A 15,044-nucleotide genomic window follows, 5' to 3' on the forward strand; every position below is an offset into this window, starting at 1 on the left:
TGAACGTCGTGGCTCCCGTTGCGCGGCCCGTTTCCCTGCACATTCTCCGAGCCACTCGTCAACTCCTCCTGAGGAGTCGTAGGGTGTCGCCGAGGCCGGCCGACGGATCCCGGCCAGGCGCCGACGACGGATGGTGAGCGCGATACCGAAGGCCTACGAGCAGATCGCGGACGACCTCCGCCGGGCCATCCGCGCCGGGCGGCTGCAGCCCGGCGAACGGCTGCCCGCCGAGACGAAGCTCGCCGCGCACTACCGGCGCAGCGTGCCGACGCTCCGCGACGCGCTCCGCCTTCTGCGCGAGGAAGGGCTGATCGAGAAGGAGCACGGCCGCGGCAACTTCGTGCGCCGGATCCGCACCAGGGTGGTCCGCGACAACTCCCGCCACCAGTGGGAGAAGGACCGCGTGCACCAGCCGGAACAGCGCAGGGCGCGCACCGGGGCCACGGAGCGCGACACCGGACTCGAACTCCAGGACCTCGTCTTCCACGCCGCGTACCGCGAGGTCGAGGCGGACGGACGGCTCGCCCCCGCCTTCGGCGTCCCGGTGGGGACGCCCCTGATCGAGCGCACCTACCGGACGCGCAATGCCGCGGAGAACGCCCCGTTCAACCTGTCCACGTCCTACCTGGTCCGCGACATGGTGGCGGGCAACCCCGCCCTCCTCGACGCGGACCAGGAGCCGTGGCCCGGCGGCACGCAGAGCCAGCTCAGCACCGTCGGCATCGAGCTGGACCGCATCGAGGACCGCCTCACCGCCCGCCCGCCGACCCCGGAAGAGGCCGCGGAACTGGAGCTTCCGCCGGGGACGTCGGTACTGCGGCTCCGCAAGACGTCGTACGACACGGACGGCCGCGTCGTCGAGATCTCCGACGTCACCCTGCCCGGCGACCGCACCGAAGCGGTCTTCACCACTCCACTGGAAAGGTGGTGAGTGCCGTGCGCCGGCGCATCATCATCGTCACCGCCGTCCACGCGCCCTCGGCCCCGTTCCTGCCGGAGGCGTACACCTCTCTCCGCGAGCAGGAGCTGCCCGAGGGGTGGGAGTGGCACTGGCTCGTCCAGGAGGACGGCACGACCGACCGGGTCGCGCCGTACGTCCCTGACGACCCCCGGGTGACGTTCCGACAGGGGCGGCCCGGCGGGCCCGGCGTCGCCCGCACCCTGGCCCTCGCGCACGCCGACGGCGCGTACGTGAAGGTCCTGGACGCCGACGACCAGCTCGCCCCCGGGGCGCTCGCCCGCGACCTCGCGGCCCTAGAGGACCACCCGGACATCGGCTGGGCCACCTCCCGCGTCCTCGACCTGCTGCCCGACGGTTCCACGGCGGGCTTCCCCGGCGACCCGGAGCACGGTCCCGTCGAGCGCCGGACGGTGATCGACTACTGGGCGGCCCACGACTACCGGGCGCCGGTCCACCCGGCGACGCTCTTCGTACGCCGCGAGCTGCTCGTCGCCCTGGGCGGCTGGATGGCGCTGCCGGCCTCCGAGGACACCGGTCTGCTGCTGGCGCTCGACGCCGTCGCGCGCGGCTGGTTCTCGTCCGAGGTGGGGCTGCTCTACCGCAAGTGGGAGGGCCAGGCGACCGGCCAGAGCGCGCACGTCGACACAGGCGAGCGCGGGGTGCGCATGGCGGTGGTGGAGGCGCGGGCCAGGGCGCTCGCCGCGACCGGCTGGCGCTTCCCGCCCGACAAGGCCTGACACCGGGATGGGCATGCCCCTAGGCCCTGTCGTCAAACTCGCGTCGTTCGCCCGGAGGGCGGCCTCGCGGCGTCTGGTGCGTGCGATCGCAAGGCGGAGGGTCATCCCGGTACTGGGCGTACCGGGATGAGCCCGACAACGCGGCGAGCGTGCGTGCCAGACGCCGCGAGGCAGACGCGAGTTTGACGACAGGGCCTGGCCCCGCGTCAGTCCAGCCTCTCCGCGTCGATCCGCGAGAAGACCAACTCGGTCTCGCCGACGACCGGTTCGCGCCACCGCACCGGAGGCAGGGGCCGCCGCAGCGCTCCCGGGTAGCTGTCGGCGGCGTACTCATTGACCAGCCGGTACGGATGGAAACCCGCCTCCCGCATGGTCGTCATCAACTCGTCGACGCAGTCGCCGAGTTGTTCCATGCGGTCGGGGGTCACCTCCACGGCGATCTCCACGTCGGGCCGGAGGCGGTCGAGGGCAGGGGCGAGGCCTCTGATCACACCGCCCTCCGCCCCCTCCACATCGATCTTGATCACCCGGGCACGGGCGATCTCGTCGGGTTCGAGGAGCTCGGGCAGCACGGTCGCCTCCGTCTCGAAGGTCGACTCCGCGGGCCCGTCGTACGGGACGATGCTGTTCGCGCCCATGTTGTGCGAGCTGGCGAGGATGAAGGTGAGCGGCTTGCGCTCGTCCGACACGGCGGCGTTGACCGCGCGGATGTTGGCGCAGCCGTTCAGTTCCGCGTGCTGGAGCACCCTGCGGTGGAACGCGGGCGCGGCCTCGATCGCCACCACCCGGCCCCCGGCGCCGACGAGCCGGGAGCCGAGCACGGCGAAGTAGCCCACGTTCGCGCCCACGTCGACGAACACGTCCCCGGCCCCGAGGCGCCCCCGAAGCCACCGCGTCATATGGGGCTCCCAGGCGCCGAACAGGTACACGTAGCGCTGGATGAGGTCCTGGGTGTCGACGGCGAACCGCAGGCCGTGCCGGTCGGCGACGACGCGGCGGCGGGGGCTCTCCCGGAGCCGCGGGTTCAGGAAGCGGGCGGCCAGCGCCGCCTTGCCGAAGGTGCCGGGCGCGTCACGCACGTACCGGCGGCCGAGCGTGACCAGCGTCTCCGAGAGGGGGGTGCTCATCCGGTCGCCTCTTTCGTCGGGGTCGGATGAAACCGTATCCGCCCGGCGCGGGCCGCTTACCCGCCGGTCCGGTCGAACGGCAGGTCCAGCATGCGGATCGCGTTGCCGCGCAGCAGCTTGTACGCGATCTCCTCGGGGAGGTGGCCGACGTGTTCGGCCGCGACCTCCTTGGTGTGCGGCCAGGTGGAGTCGACGTGCGGGTAGTCGGTCTCGAACGTGGCGTTGTCGACGCCCACGGTCTCGATCGCCTCGATGCCGTGCTTGTCGCGGAAGAAACAGCAGAAGATCTGCCGGTAGTAGTACGTCGACGGGGGCTCCGGAATCAGGTCCTTCACGCCGCCCCAGGCCCGGTGCTCCTCCCACACGTCGTCGGCGCGCTCCAGGGCGTACGGGATCCAGCCCATCTGGCCCTCGCTGTAGGCGAGCTTGAGCCGCGGGAACTTCACCAGGACGCCGCTGAAGAGGAAGTCCATCATCGAGGCCATCGCGTTGTTGAAGGAGAGCGCGGCCTGCACCGCGGGCGGCGCGTCCGGGGACGCGGCGGGCATCTGGGACGACGAGCCGATGTGCATGTTCACGACGGTCCCGGTCTCCTCGCACGCCGCGAAGAACGGGTCCCAGTAGCCGGAGTGGATCGACGGCAGGCCCAGGTGGGTGGGGATCTCGCTGAAGGTGACGGCCCGCACCCCGCGGGCGGCGTTCCGCTTGATCTCGGCGACGGCGAGGTCCACGTCCCAGAGCGGGATCAGGCAGAGCGGGATGAGGCGCCCGCCGCTGTCGCCGCACCACTCCTCGACCATCCAGTCGTTGTAGGCGCGGACGCAGGCCAGGCCGACCTCCTTGTCCTTGGCCTCGGAGAAGGTCTGCCCGCAGAAGCGGGGAAAGGTCGGGAAGCAGAGGGACGCCTCGACGTGGTTGACGTCCATGTCCGCGAGGCGGGCCTTCGGGTCCCAGCAGCCGCGGCGCATCTGCTCGCGGGTGATGCCGTCCAGCGTCATCTCGTCCCGCGAGAAGCCGACGGCGGCGATGATGCGCTTGTACGGGAAGATGCCGCCCTCGTACTCCCACCAGTCGGTGATCTGCCCGGCCGGGTCCGTCGTGAACTTGTACTTGCCGCCTACGTACTCCAGCTCGCCGATGCCCGCGGTGAAGGGCTTCGGTCCCCGGTCGCGGTACTTGGCCGGGAGCCACGTCTCGAAGAGGTGCGCGGGCTCGATCACGTGGTCGTCCACGCTGATGACCCGGGGGAGTTCCTTGCTGCCGACCTCGCTGCTGACCACTGCTGTGCCCCCTACTGCCTGCCGGTTTCCTCGACCCAAATCTGACGCTCCATCAGATCGAGGTTATGGCCTCACCGGGGCGACGGCAAGCGCGGGTCCGCAACTCGACCCCTTGCGCGTTCCGGCCGGATCCGCTGAACTGACGCCCCGTCAGTTCGCTTGGAGGCACTCGATGCAGACGATCTGGCTCAGCGGAGCCGAGTGGCTGGCCGTGCTCCGGATCGGACTCGGCCTGTGGTGGCTGGAGAGCTGGCGCCACAAGGACAAGAAGGAGTGGTTCGGCGGCGGCGGGATCGGCTGGGCCGCGGGCATCGCCGAGAAACACCGGTGGCCCGTCGTGCGCGAGGGCTTCAACACCGTCGTCAAGCCCCGGCCGCGCCTGATGGCGTACGTCGTCGCCTACGCCGAACTGGCCTTGGGCCTCGGCCTGATCGTCGGCTTCCTCACGCCGATCGCCCTGGTCGGAGGTCTCGTCCTCAACCTGATCTACCTCGTCCTGATGATCCACGACTGGGCCGAGCAGGGGCAGAACTTCACGATGGCCCTGGTCTCGCTCGTCGGTCTGTTCGCCATGAGCTGGCAGACGTGGTCGCTGGACGACGCGTTGGGACTCTTCGTCTAGCCCATCCAGCCTGTCCAGCTCGCTCAGCTCGCCCGGACCGACCAGCTCATCCAGCTCGTCAGTAAGATCGTCCGGTCATGGCGGGAAGCGCTGGCTGGGGGCGGTTCGGGTGGGCGCGGGAGAGCAACTCGTCACCGTTGGCGCCGTGTTGCTCGGCGCGCTGACCACCCACGCCACCAATTACCTGATGGAGCGCAGCCGGAACAAGCACCAGCTGCTGACCCGGTGGGACGACAAGAAGGTCGACGCCTACGGCGACTACGTCGAGGCGGCGAAGGCGCGGATCGCCCACGCCGTACGGCTCTACGGGCTCCGGGAAGGTTCGGGCGACGGCGTGCGGACGGCGAGTGAACGGACGGAGCAGGAACTCCGCGAGGAGCTCGCGGCGGCCGCCCGCACCTGGGGCAGCGCCTTCGAGCGGGTGATGCTGCTCGGGGGCGACGAGGCCATCGAGGCGGGGCACGACCTCAACGCCCGGATCTCCGAGATCGACTGGCAGGCCACCGGCAGGATCGGCGGGAGCCTCGCCGAGTGGCGGGAGCGCAACCGTGCCGCCTTCCGGGCGATCAACGACTTCCACGAGGCGGCGCGGCAGGACCTCGGGATCCAGGGCAGCGTCACGGGCGAGAAGCATCCGGAGCGGGATCTCCTGCTCCCTCCCCAGGAGCAGAACCCCGCCGCCGGGGGCCGGTCGTCGTGACGCCTCGCCGACCGCCGGGGCCGTAGCGGCTGTACGGGGTCGAAGTCCCGTCGCGCATATGGCCTGTTGAGCCCGGACATGCCACCCTGCCCGGCAGTCAAGACCTCCATGGACCAGCCCCGGCATCCGGCATCCGGCATCCGGCTGACGAGGAGACGAGGAGACGAGGAGACAGCCATGAGCGACCGCACGCCCACCGAAGAGACAGGCACGCCCGGAGCCTCCCCCGAGGCGCGACTGCGTACCCGGCACGCCGCTCGCGCCGCGAGCGCCGCATCCCGCGCCGCCGCGGTCTCCCACTACATCGAGCGGCACGGGGCCGAGGAGACGGCGCAGGAGGACCTCGCCTGGAAGGCCGCGCACGCCGCCCGCGTCTCTGTCCAGGCCCTCGCCGTGCTCGCCGAGAGCGCCCCCGACCCGGCGGCGGACGCCCGCTGCGCGCGCAACGCCGCGGCCGCCGCCGCGCAGGCCGCCCAGATGGGCCGACTGCACGACGGCGACAGCGAGTCCGCCGCGGCCGCCTGCCGGTCCGCCCTCAAGGCCTCGCAGGCGGCGTCGGCCGCATCGGGCCGGGGCGCCCTCGGCACGGACGAGTCGCTGAACGCCGCCGCGGACGAGGCGGAGGCGGACGCCGTCACCGCCGCCGAACACGCGGGGTGGATGCGGCCGGGCCAGCGCCTCCCGGAGGTGCCGGCCGGGCTGCGCAGTACGGAACTGATGGCGATGATGCACTTCTGACCGATGGCGGCGGCGCGTTTCCTGCCGCCCTGCACCGGACCACGTGCCGCGTCGCCCCGATCGCTCGGACGGTGGAATTGCCCGGGTTCCTGACGACGGCGGCGCACCCTCCGGGCCCGTTGTGCCGTTTGAGAGATCATGAACAACTCCAAGCGCATGTTCGCCGCCCTCACCCTCGCCGCCGCTGCCGCCTCCGTCGCCGCGGCCGCCCCCGCCCACGCCGCCTCGTCCGACGAGGGCCACCGCAGCGTGGGCCGTACCGTCGGCGACTCCCTGGCCGACCCGGCCACGACGGGCAAGCAGGTCCTCGACGGGGGCCATCTGGCCCTTGAGGGTGGCAAGACCGCCCTGACCGTGGCCGACGCCGGGCTGAGGTCCGTGAAGACCAGCTCCGACAGCTTCAGCAGCTAGCCCGCCCCCGGCGGGGAGCCCTCGCTCAGGACAGGGCCGGGAGCCGGGGGCAGGATGGGGACGTGCTTACCGTGCTGGTGCTGGTCGGGCGACCGCAGGCGAGGGAACTCATCGCCCGGATCGAGAGCGTCCCGGACGTCTGCGTCCTGTCCCACACCCATGACAGCGGCCTGGCCCTGGCCCGCGCCCGGGTGCTGCTGCCGGACGTACTGGTCCTCGACCTCAGCGCCTGCCGCGCCGGGGACGCGGCCTCGGTCGTGCACCGCGCGCACTTGCTCGGCCTGCCGGGCGAACTGGTCGTGCACGCGGGCGACGCGGTCATCGGAACCGTCTCCCCCACCGGCGCCACGGACCCCGCGCGGGCGGGCGAACCGGGCGGCCTGATCCGCACGCTCACCCGACTGGCCCGCAACCAGCCCGCTTCCTAGGCCCGGTCCGCGGCCCGGCGGCTCTGCAGGGTGCGGGCGAGGCGGGGGCCGAGGCGCTGTTTCAGCCAGCGCAGGGCCTGCAGGCGGCCGACGGCCTGGTCGAGGTGGAAGTAGAGCTGCGGCGGCACGTAGGGCAGCAGTGGCGAGTGGCGCTGGCCGAGCAGCGCGAACATCTGGTGCGGCTCAAGGGCCAGATAGCGCGGCAGGTTCTCGTACCACTGCGCGCTGTGCCGGGCGGCGCTCTGCACCGGGAGCAGCGCCCGCCTGCGCTCCCGTTCGTACGCGGCGAGGGCCGCGGGGACGTCCGGCGGTCCGGCGGCGGAGCCGAGCGCGCGGGCCAGGCCCATCGCGTCGCGGAGCGCGAGGGTCGTGCCGGCCCCGATCGAGTAGTGCGTGGTATGCGCGGCGTCGCCGATCAGCGCGAGATTGCCGTGCGACCAGGCCGTGTTGGTGACCGTCGGGAAGGCCTGCCACTGGGCGTGGCTCTCGATGTCCTTGCGGCCGAGCAGCGCGTGGCCGTCGAGCAGGCCCGCGAAGTACTTCTCAAGAAGGCGCAGGGTCTCGGCGTTGCCGAGGCGGTCGAATCCCAGCGCCGTCCATGTCGCCTCGGAGCACTCCACCACGCAGGTGCTGTGCTCGTCGCTGAAACCGTAGGCGTAGCACCAGATCCAGCCGTGCTCGGTCTCGACGAAGGCGAAGGTGAACGCCGTGAACACCCGGGTCGTGCCGAGCCAGATGAAGCGGTTGGCGCCCGTGGTCACCCGGGTGCCGAACTGCGCGGCGTGGGCGGTCCGCAGCCCGCTGTGGGCGCCGTCCCCCGCGACGACGAGGTGCGCGCCGGGCAGCTCCGCGACACTGCCGATCTCCCTGCCGAACTCCAGGCGCACCCCCAGGTCACGGGCCCGGTCGGCGAGGATGGTCCGCAGCCGGTGGCGGCCGATGGCGTGTCCGGGGTCTCCGTCGTGCGCGGTGGTCCGGTCGCCGACGTAGGCGAATCCGCCCCGCCAGCACACGGACTGCTCCTCGATGAGCCGTGCGGAGTCGGGGTCGTGGTCGTACAGGTCGGCGAGGAGGTCGGGCCAGTAGGTCACGCCCCAGCCGTAGCTGGTGCCGGCCGCGTGCCGTTCGTGGACGGTGACCTCGTGGGCCGGCTCCCGGAGTTTGGCGAGGATGGCCAGGTACAGGGAGGCGGGCCCGCCGCCGACGCAATCGATCTTCACGCACGCTCCTGCTCTTCTTCCCCGCGGAGCCGGGGGTTCCGGCGCCCCGGGCCCTGGAAGGGGCAACGAGGAGGCCAACGTATGCGTCGGCGGCGCGGCACGGCCGAAGGCGGGCGCGGTGTCGTGATTCTGCCGGACGGATGGGTGAAACGGATGAGGGAAACGGATGGGGAAACAGACAGGGGAAGCGGACGGGTGGAACGGCTGGGTGGACCGGTGCCTCGACGGGGCGCGCGCGGTGGCCGGAGGGGCGAGGGTGTCAGCTGTGACTTGGCCGTAGTGGCTGACGTCTCCCGGGAGATCCTGTATACCCGCAGAGAGCAGATCGCCCGCGCCGGTTCGCACACGCTGCCGGACGGCGTCCGATGACGGCCCCTGGAGGTGTGATGGGTACGCCGCCCCACCGTTTGTCGATCACGGCCCTCGCGCGCTCCGACGTCTGCGCCGTGCTGAGGCTCACCGGCGAACTCGACCAGGCCTCCGAGAAGTTCTTCATGGACACGGTGGCCAAGGTGGTCGACGCGAGCCACCGCCACATCATCCTCGACGTGACCGCGCTGACGTTCTGCGACTCCCGCGGCCTGAACTGCCTGCTCGCCCTGCACTGGCTGCTGCGGCGCCGGTCCGGCGACCTGATGCTCGCCGGGGTGGGCCGCCGCCTCGCCACGCTCCTCGAACACAGCGGGAGCACAACCCTGTTCTCGGCGCACACCTCGGTCGGCCAGGCCCTGCGCTCCCTGCCGGAGTCCGCGCGGCCGCACTGGCCGCCGCCCTTCGAGCGCAGCGCGGACGAGGGCGTGACCCCACCCGCGTAGGGCCTGCCGGACACGACCGGCATACGCCGGGCGGGTCACCCGAGATGCGATCCGGGCCGCGCACCAGTGTGCTGTCGGACATGGAACACGACATAGCGAGCGTGACAGAAGCCGTCTCCACCCGGCGCCGCGCGCTGGGTGCCGCCGCGGCGCTGCTGGCCGGTGGAGCGGTATCGCTGGCCACCCCGCGCGCCGCCGTCGCCCATGCGGACCATGTCTGTACGGGCGGTTATGACGCCGAGTTCGAGGAAGCCCTGGCCGAAGCGGACGACAGGTTCGCCGCGGAGGAGCTCCGCGCCCTGCCGGACGGACCCCGCCGGAAGTACGCGCTGCCGCTGCGCCGCGACTTCCGGGTCTCCGCTCGCTACGGAGTACGCGGCGACTGGCTCGCCGGGCACCACACGGGCATCGACCTGGCCGTGCCGCAGGGGACGCCCGTCTACGCCGTGGGCGCGGGCACCGTGCTCGTCGCGGGGTGGTCGGGCGCGTACGGCAACGCCGTGACGGTGCGGATGCCGGACGGCCACTACGCCCTCGTGGCCCACCTCTCGCGCGTCTCGGCCCGGGTGGGCAGGCGGGTCCGGGCCGGCACGCTGCTCGGCAGGAGCGGGGCGACGGGACGCGCCACGGGCCCGCACCTCCACCTGGAGGTACGGGTCCGCAGGGAGTACGGCAGCGACATCAACCCGGTGAGGTATCTGGCCAGCCGTGGAGTGCGACTCCTCTGACCTGCCGCCGTGCGGCAGGCCACGGGTCACTGGATGGAGGGCAGGATGTTCGTGACGGGCGCCGCCAGGTCCGTGAGCTGGTGCAGCTCGTTGAGCTGGTTGAGCTTCTTGAGCTGGTTCATGCCCTGCAGCTGGCTCGCGATGGTCGGCATCTGGGCGCGCTGCTCCTCGGGCATGCCCGCGGTGCCGAGTTCGTCCAGGACGCTGAGCGGTGAGATCTGGCCCGTGTCCCGCGCGGGCTCGGCTGCCTGGGCGGCCGGCGTGGCGAGGGCCGCTGCCCCTGCGGCCAGCGAGACGGCGGCGATGAGTCGTCGTGCTGATGTCATGTCCTCAGAAACGGCTGAACGCCATGAAGGACACGGGTTTTCCGGCGCCCTCACTCCCGCCGCCGCACTGTTGCGCTGATCGGGTTGAATGACCGCACCGCCCGTTCTTCCTCGGCCGGAATAGCGCACCGCCTCCCACAATGAGCAGCAGAATGCCCGGGTATTCAGCGGGATCTCGCCGTCCCGCCGAAATCGAACTGCACGGTGGCATTCGAACCCCGGGTGCCGTGACTTCACCTCGACGGCAGCCGTTAGAAATATGCGGCTGCGTGTAGGCAGCCGCTCTGTCCAAGTCAAAGGAGAACGTGATGTCTCGCATCGCGAAGGCAGCCGTCGCCACCCTCGGCACCGGAGCCGTCGTCCTCGGCGGCGCCGGCCTCGCCATGGCGGACGCCGGTGCGCAAGGTACCGCCGCCGGCTCCCCCGGTGTGGTCTCGGGCAACCTGATCCAGGTCCCGCTGAACGTCCCGGTGAACCTGTGCGGCAACACCGTCGACGTCATCGGCCTGCTGAACCCCACGTTCGGCAACAAGTGCGCCAACCCCGGCGGCGGCGACCACCACGGTCACCCGGGCCACCACGGTCACCCCGGCCACCACGGTCACCCGGGCCACCACGGCGGCGGCCCCGGCTACGGCGGCTGACCCAGTAGTCAAGGCCCGGCCCCCGGTGCGCGTTCCACCGGGGGCCCTGCCATGTCCCAAGGTCCGGCCGCCACCGGCCACCTAGCCGCCGTAGGTGTACTTCCCCTTGTGCGACAGCTGGCTGTCCGGCGTGGCGTCCCACGGCGGCATCGGCTCGTGACGGGCGACGATGCGCTGGTACTGGACCGAGCCGGGGCCCGGCGGCCGCGCCGGCAGATAGGGGGCCGAGTCGGGGTGGCGGCGCTGCCACCGGTCCCACAGCAGGTCCACGAAGGCGTGGTTGAGCCAGAAGACCGGGTCGTTCACCGAGCCGCCGCCCAGCATGTGACCGCCGACCCAGCGGTGGACGCGGTTGTGGTTGCGCCACCGCTCCTTGCCCCGCGCCGCCGTCCAGCCCTCCAGCTTGTTGCGGAAGCCCCCGGGCGACGTGGAGTCCCAGGGCGCCGTGTCGTAACGGGGGTCGGACATGGCCCACTCCACGTCCCGGGCGGTGGGCAGGTCGACGGGGTCCTGCGGGCGGCCGAGGTCCCGCATGAGGAACTCCCCGTCGGTGACGCTCTCCTTGATGTCCCAGTGCCCGCTCCTGTACGCGAACGGCCCGGTCATGACCTGCCGGTCGGAGCGCCGCCCGTTGCCGCCCATCAGGTCCGCGCCCCACACCGACGCGGCCGGAGTGCGGTCCTTCGTCCAGTCCCAGTAGGGCACGGAGACACCGGAGTCGATCCGCCGAAGGGCCCGTTCGAACTCAAGCAGGAATCGGCGGTGCCAGGGGAAGAACGAGGGGGCCATGTGCGCGACCCTGAGCCGCTCGTCGCCGTCCGACACGTAGAAGTCGATGTGCATGCGGACGAACTCGTCGTACTCCCCCCGCCGTTTGAGCTTCAGGAGCGCGTCGACGAAGCGCCGCCGCTCGGCTCGGGTGAGGCTGCGCTGGTTCCTGCGCGTGTGGGCCATGTCCGTCCCTTCCGCGGTCGGGGGCTACGCGTCCGGCTCAGTGGCCGCGCCCGCTCAGGGCCCGCAGGGGACCGAGTTCGTCGACGGCTCCTCGCGCGGCGGCCAGCGGGGTCGCGTACGACTCGTAGTGGTCCACCATGCTGAGGTAGCTGCCGTCCGCGCGGCGCATGAGCCCGAGCCGCTGCCCGTCGACGGTGACCTGCCACCCTCCGTGCGCGGGCCCTTCGTGCGCGGGCCCTTCGTGGTGGACGACCGGCTCGCCCCGGATGCGTCGGCCCCGGTACGTCTCGTCGAACGGCGGATGGTCGTACGCGGCCTGCGGGCCCGGCGCCGCGAGGTCCGGCGCCGAGAGGTCCGGTGCGGACGGCTCGGGGGCGGACGCCTCGGGGGCGGGCTGATCAGGGGCGGCCCGGACGATGGCCGCGGCGCCGAGGAACGCCGTGGCCGCGGCGCCGATGAGGTGGCGGCGGGTCATCCGGTCGACCGGGCGGGCGGCCGGACGGGCGGCTGGATGGACGGCCGGGCCCGCCGCCTCCCGGGGGCCGTCGTGGGCCCGGCTCGGGACCGGGCCCACACGTTTCGATGCGGGCGCAGATTGCTCCATGGCGCTCGATTCGTCCTTTCGCCACACGGCCTCGGTCAGCTGGTCCAGAAATCCCACCAGCGCGTCAGAATGAGCATGCCGATAACGCCCGCGTGCAGAACGGGCAGCGTCCAGGTGAACTCGCCCAGGAAAGTGCGCACACCCCGGGGAGCGGGCAGGAATCCGCAGCGCACATTGTGCGATGTCACGTACCAGAACATGACGATGGTCGCGGCCCAGGCCAGACAGCACCACAGACAGAGGGAATGAATGCGGTAAAGGGACTGGAATTGCAGCCAGCCGCAGAATGCCACACCGAATACGGTGCCCGCGTTGAAGGTCAGCCAGTACCAGCGGGGAAAGCGTGCGCCGCCGAGCAGGCCGGCGCCGACGCCGATCACCACGGCGTACGCGACGAGACCGAGCATCGGGTTGGGGAACCCGAAGGCCGCCGCCTGCTCGCTCTTCATGATGTTGCCGCAGGCGACCACCGGATTGAGGCTGCACCCGGGGACGAAGTCCGGGTCCTCCATCAGTTTGATCTTGTCGAGGGTGATGACCCACGCCGCGAGCAGTCCCGCCGCGCCGGTGACCACCAGGAGCAGGCCGAGGAGCCGGCCCGCCTCCTGCTGCCGGGGCCGGTCGGCACCGGGAGCCGCGACGGGGGCCGCACCGGGGGCGCCGACGGCCTGGAGCGGTACCCGGTGCGGCAGTTCGGTGGTGCGGCGCATCAGCGCAGGCTGCGCGCGGGCAGCAGGCAGTGGGCGGCGTTGAGCATGGTCTCCTCGGCACCGGCGAACGCGGCGAGGCCCTCCTCCGGCACGGGCTCGCCCGGCTTGGCCTCCGGCCACGCGCGCGTGGTGATCATGAAGTAGGCGTGGCCGCGCAGCTTGACGGCGGCGATCCACTCCGGCGGCACCCCGCACTGCGCGTTCAGGTGGGGCATGTTGACGACCGCGTTGTCGCCCTCGACGAGCAGGCTCACCGGCAGGGAGGGGTTGTGGGCGCCGTCGAGGAGGGGGCCGCCCATCGGCAGGCCCGTCTCGGCGAGGAGAGTGCGCATCGCTTGGGCCGTGCCCTCCGGGCCCTCCTCGGTGTCGCCGAGGGAGTAGGCCAGCAGGAAGGGCATGTCCTTCTCGTCCTCGGGGTGTTCACCGCTCCAGGCGAGAACTGCGAGGGTTCCCAGATCAGTTGGTTGGAAGGGGCGCTGCTCACTGGAAGTTGAGGTCATGAGGGGAACCGTATAGACGCGAAGGGGCCGCTCCGGCTCCGTTGTCACCCGAGTGGCCCAGCCCGAGGACGCCATCACACGATGGGGTCACCCGGTCGGCGCCCGTGAGACCCCACGGCCGAACTCCCGTCCGTGCCGCGCGCCGCGACACCCCCTGGCACGGAACAGGAAACAGGAGCAGAAGGCTCTACTTGCCGACGGGGCGCCCGCCGAGGAGACCGGCGGGGCCGCCACCGGCGTTCAGGGCGTCCACGGCGTCCGCGACCGTGTTGACCACGGAGTCCTTGTTCTCGGTGTCGAGCATGTTCGTGCTCACCGGCTTGGTGTCGAGGAGCGACTGGCGGGTCAGGGCGTCGAGACCACCGTTCAGGCTGGAGGGCGTCAGGTCGCCGGCGAACGCGGGCGCGGCGGAACCGGCGATGGCGATCGAACCGGCAAGGACAGCGGCAGCCTTCAGGGCCTTCATCATGTTCCTTTCTTTGGCAACGCGTGTCGCCTGTGGGAGGACCGTTCAGGCATGGGTTTGCCTGTGTCTCTTCTCCCCGGCTAACGAGCACGGCTCGGTACGGAAACCCCTGTGCCGCAAAGTTCCCCGATCCCACCCGAATGAAGAACGCATCGCATTCTCATATCAACCGGCCGACCAATAAAGGCGGTTGGCAGCGAGAAGCCCGCCGCCCCGGACTGTCTCCGGTGCGGCGGGCGGTGGCGTTGGGCCTCCCCGGGAAGGCCTTCGCCGTGGGTTCAAAGACAGGCTCTCAGAGCGCGGGGAGCTTGGGCGGGCCCGGCAGGCTGGGTGCAGGCAGGCCGCCGCCGCGGAGGGTGGCGACGGCGAAGTTGACCAGGCCGGTGAGGACCGTGGGGACCTGCGCGAGCACAGCCTTGGGGTCGCCGGACGTGACGGCCTTGAGCAGGCCGTCGACCGCCTTCTGCAGCGCGGCCACGGCGTCGGCCTTGGGGTCGAGCACCGCCTTGGCGTCCCGTTGCGCTCCCGCGGCGGGCAGTTGCGCGGCCGGGAGCTGGGTGGCCGGAAGCTGAGGGAGCGCGGCCGGGTCGGCGGCGGTGCTGAGAGGCGCCTTGGCGGGCGGCTTGGCGGCCGCGTCCAGCGCTTTCTTGATCGCGTCGGCGTGCTTCTTGACGTCCTCGGGCGAGAGCTTGTTGTCCTTCGCCTTGAGCACCGCGGTGAGCAGATCCGTGACGGGGGTGATGACAGCACCGAGCCCGCTGAGCTGCTGGACCTGGCCCAGCAGTGCGGCCGGGTCCGCGGGCGCGCCGGACGCGGTCCGCAGGTCGTCGCGGGAGGCGGCGCCGTGCGAGGCGAAGGCCGGTCCGGCCGTGCCGAGAAGCAGCGTCGCGCACAGGACGGTCGTCGCGATACGCCGTACGGGCAGAGCGCGCATAGGTGTTTCCCTTTCGGTGGTGCATCAGATCTTGTGATCACCGTGGGATCGGGCAACCTCACCCGCAACCGAGCGGCTGCGCACCGTGGCTTCCATTCCTTCACGCGGAGGGCATCCGCGCAGGTGAGAAGTGAATGTG

The 15,044-nt window shown here is 71.6% G+C and carries 20 protein-coding genes; 10 read left to right on the top strand and 10 right to left on the bottom strand.

What is annotated here, in order from left to right:
- The first annotated feature begins 142 nt into the window (after positions 1 to 142).
- Positions 143 to 931 carry a GntR family transcriptional regulator gene (locus ACFVYL_RS19365; protein WP_389717739.1) on the top strand — a complete coding sequence of 263 codons (789 nt, stop codon included), beginning with the start codon at positions 143 to 145 and terminating at the stop codon, positions 929 to 931.
- A 5-nt stretch (positions 932 to 936) separates the two neighbouring features.
- Positions 937 to 1,698: a glycosyltransferase family 2 protein gene (locus ACFVYL_RS19370; protein WP_389717487.1), complete on the top strand. Its 762-nt coding sequence runs from the start codon at positions 937 to 939 to the stop codon at positions 1,696 to 1,698.
- A gap of 206 nt (positions 1,699 to 1,904) precedes the next feature.
- Here ACFVYL_RS19370 and ACFVYL_RS19375 read toward each other — a convergent pair whose 3' ends face one another.
- On the bottom strand, positions 1,905 to 2,825 hold the full coding sequence (locus tag ACFVYL_RS19375) for an FkbM family methyltransferase (RefSeq protein WP_389717490.1): 921 nt from the start codon (positions 2,823 to 2,825) through the stop codon (positions 1,905 to 1,907).
- A gap of 56 nt (positions 2,826 to 2,881) precedes the next feature.
- Positions 2,882 to 4,105 (bottom strand): amidohydrolase family protein, encoded by a 1,224-nt coding sequence (locus ACFVYL_RS19380; RefSeq protein WP_389717492.1) that lies wholly within the window; start codon positions 4,103 to 4,105, stop codon positions 2,882 to 2,884.
- 172 nt (positions 4,106 to 4,277) lie between these two features.
- Here ACFVYL_RS19380 and ACFVYL_RS19385 point away from each other — a divergent pair, with 172 nt between their 5' ends.
- The 5 genes from ACFVYL_RS19385 to ACFVYL_RS19405 all read left to right on the top strand — a co-directional run bounded on the left by ACFVYL_RS19385 (position 4,278) and on the right by ACFVYL_RS19405 (position 7,004).
- Positions 4,278 to 4,727 carry a DoxX family membrane protein gene (locus ACFVYL_RS19385; RefSeq protein ID WP_389717494.1) on the top strand — a complete coding sequence of 150 codons (450 nt, stop codon included), beginning with the start codon at positions 4,278 to 4,280 and terminating at the stop codon, positions 4,725 to 4,727.
- 145 nt (positions 4,728 to 4,872) lie between these two features.
- Complete coding sequence (locus ACFVYL_RS19390) at positions 4,873 to 5,427, top strand: hypothetical protein (RefSeq protein ID WP_389717495.1); 555 nt, start codon at positions 4,873 to 4,875, stop codon at positions 5,425 to 5,427.
- A gap of 177 nt (positions 5,428 to 5,604) precedes the next feature.
- Positions 5,605 to 6,165, top strand: a complete 561-nt coding sequence (locus tag ACFVYL_RS19395) for a hypothetical protein (protein ID WP_389717498.1) — start codon at positions 5,605 to 5,607, stop codon at positions 6,163 to 6,165.
- Between the two features lie 138 nt (positions 6,166 to 6,303).
- Complete coding sequence (locus ACFVYL_RS19400; protein WP_389717500.1) at positions 6,304 to 6,576, top strand: hypothetical protein; 273 nt, start codon at positions 6,304 to 6,306, stop codon at positions 6,574 to 6,576.
- Positions 6,577 to 6,638: 62 nt separating this feature from the next.
- Complete coding sequence (locus tag ACFVYL_RS19405; protein ID WP_389717503.1) at positions 6,639 to 7,004, top strand: hypothetical protein; 366 nt, start codon at positions 6,639 to 6,641, stop codon at positions 7,002 to 7,004.
- Here ACFVYL_RS19405 and ACFVYL_RS19410 read toward each other — a convergent pair.
- The gene (locus ACFVYL_RS19410; RefSeq protein ID WP_389717505.1) at positions 7,001 to 8,224 is read right to left on the bottom strand and encodes an FAD-dependent monooxygenase; all 1,224 of its coding nucleotides are present in this window, start codon (positions 8,222 to 8,224) and stop codon (positions 7,001 to 7,003) included. The two genes, ACFVYL_RS19405 and ACFVYL_RS19410, sit on opposite strands and share 4 nt — an antisense overlap.
- 386 nt (positions 8,225 to 8,610) lie before the next feature.
- On the opposite strand from ACFVYL_RS19410, the gene ACFVYL_RS19415 reads away from it, so the two are divergent.
- Positions 8,611 to 9,039 (top strand): STAS domain-containing protein, encoded by a 429-nt coding sequence (locus ACFVYL_RS19415; RefSeq protein WP_389717507.1) that lies wholly within the window; start codon positions 8,611 to 8,613, stop codon positions 9,037 to 9,039.
- Between the two features lie 80 nt (positions 9,040 to 9,119).
- Positions 9,120 to 9,767, top strand: coding sequence for a M23 family metallopeptidase (locus tag ACFVYL_RS19420; RefSeq protein ID WP_389717509.1), 648 nt, complete (start codon positions 9,120 to 9,122; stop codon positions 9,765 to 9,767).
- A gap of 26 nt (positions 9,768 to 9,793) precedes the next feature.
- Here the strand turns inward: ACFVYL_RS19420 and ACFVYL_RS19425 are convergent, their stop codons facing one another.
- Complete coding sequence (locus ACFVYL_RS19425) at positions 9,794 to 10,093, bottom strand: hypothetical protein (protein ID WP_389717510.1); 300 nt, start codon at positions 10,091 to 10,093, stop codon at positions 9,794 to 9,796.
- Between the two features lie 308 nt (positions 10,094 to 10,401).
- On the opposite strand from ACFVYL_RS19425, the gene ACFVYL_RS19430 reads away from it, so the two are divergent.
- Positions 10,402 to 10,737 (top strand): chaplin, encoded by a 336-nt coding sequence (locus ACFVYL_RS19430; RefSeq protein WP_389717512.1) that lies wholly within the window; start codon positions 10,402 to 10,404, stop codon positions 10,735 to 10,737.
- A gap of 81 nt (positions 10,738 to 10,818) precedes the next feature.
- Here ACFVYL_RS19430 and ACFVYL_RS19435 read toward each other — a convergent pair whose 3' ends face one another.
- The 6 genes from ACFVYL_RS19435 to ACFVYL_RS19460 all read right to left on the bottom strand — a co-directional run bounded on the left by ACFVYL_RS19435 (position 10,819) and on the right by ACFVYL_RS19460 (position 14,905).
- Positions 10,819 to 11,691: a tyrosinase family protein gene (locus tag ACFVYL_RS19435; RefSeq protein ID WP_389717514.1), complete on the bottom strand. Its 873-nt coding sequence runs from the start codon at positions 11,689 to 11,691 to the stop codon at positions 10,819 to 10,821.
- A gap of 37 nt (positions 11,692 to 11,728) precedes the next feature.
- On the bottom strand, positions 11,729 to 12,166 hold the full coding sequence (locus ACFVYL_RS19440) for a tyrosinase family oxidase copper chaperone (RefSeq protein WP_389717516.1): 438 nt from the start codon (positions 12,164 to 12,166) through the stop codon (positions 11,729 to 11,731).
- 164 nt (positions 12,167 to 12,330) lie between these two features.
- Positions 12,331 to 13,005 (bottom strand): vitamin K epoxide reductase family protein, encoded by a 675-nt coding sequence (locus tag ACFVYL_RS19445; RefSeq protein WP_389717519.1) that lies wholly within the window; start codon positions 13,003 to 13,005, stop codon positions 12,331 to 12,333.
- The gene (locus ACFVYL_RS19450; RefSeq protein ID WP_389717520.1) at positions 13,005 to 13,505 is read right to left on the bottom strand and encodes a DUF5949 family protein; all 501 of its coding nucleotides are present in this window, start codon (positions 13,503 to 13,505) and stop codon (positions 13,005 to 13,007) included. The genes ACFVYL_RS19445 and ACFVYL_RS19450 overlap by 1 nt, the downstream gene beginning before the upstream one ends.
- A 187-nt stretch (positions 13,506 to 13,692) precedes the next feature.
- Positions 13,693 to 13,971 (bottom strand): hypothetical protein, encoded by a 279-nt coding sequence (locus ACFVYL_RS19455; protein ID WP_389717741.1) that lies wholly within the window; start codon positions 13,969 to 13,971, stop codon positions 13,693 to 13,695.
- Positions 13,972 to 14,263: 292 nt separating this feature from the next.
- A complete protein-coding gene (locus ACFVYL_RS19460) occupies positions 14,264 to 14,905 on the bottom strand; it encodes a hypothetical protein (RefSeq protein ID WP_389717523.1) in 642 nt (213 codons plus the stop codon).
- Between the last annotated feature and the right edge of the window lie 139 nt (positions 14,906 to 15,044).

This window comes from Streptomyces sp. NPDC058308 (assembly GCF_042880275.1).
Classification (GTDB): domain Bacteria; phylum Actinomycetota; class Actinomycetes; order Streptomycetales; family Streptomycetaceae; genus Streptomyces.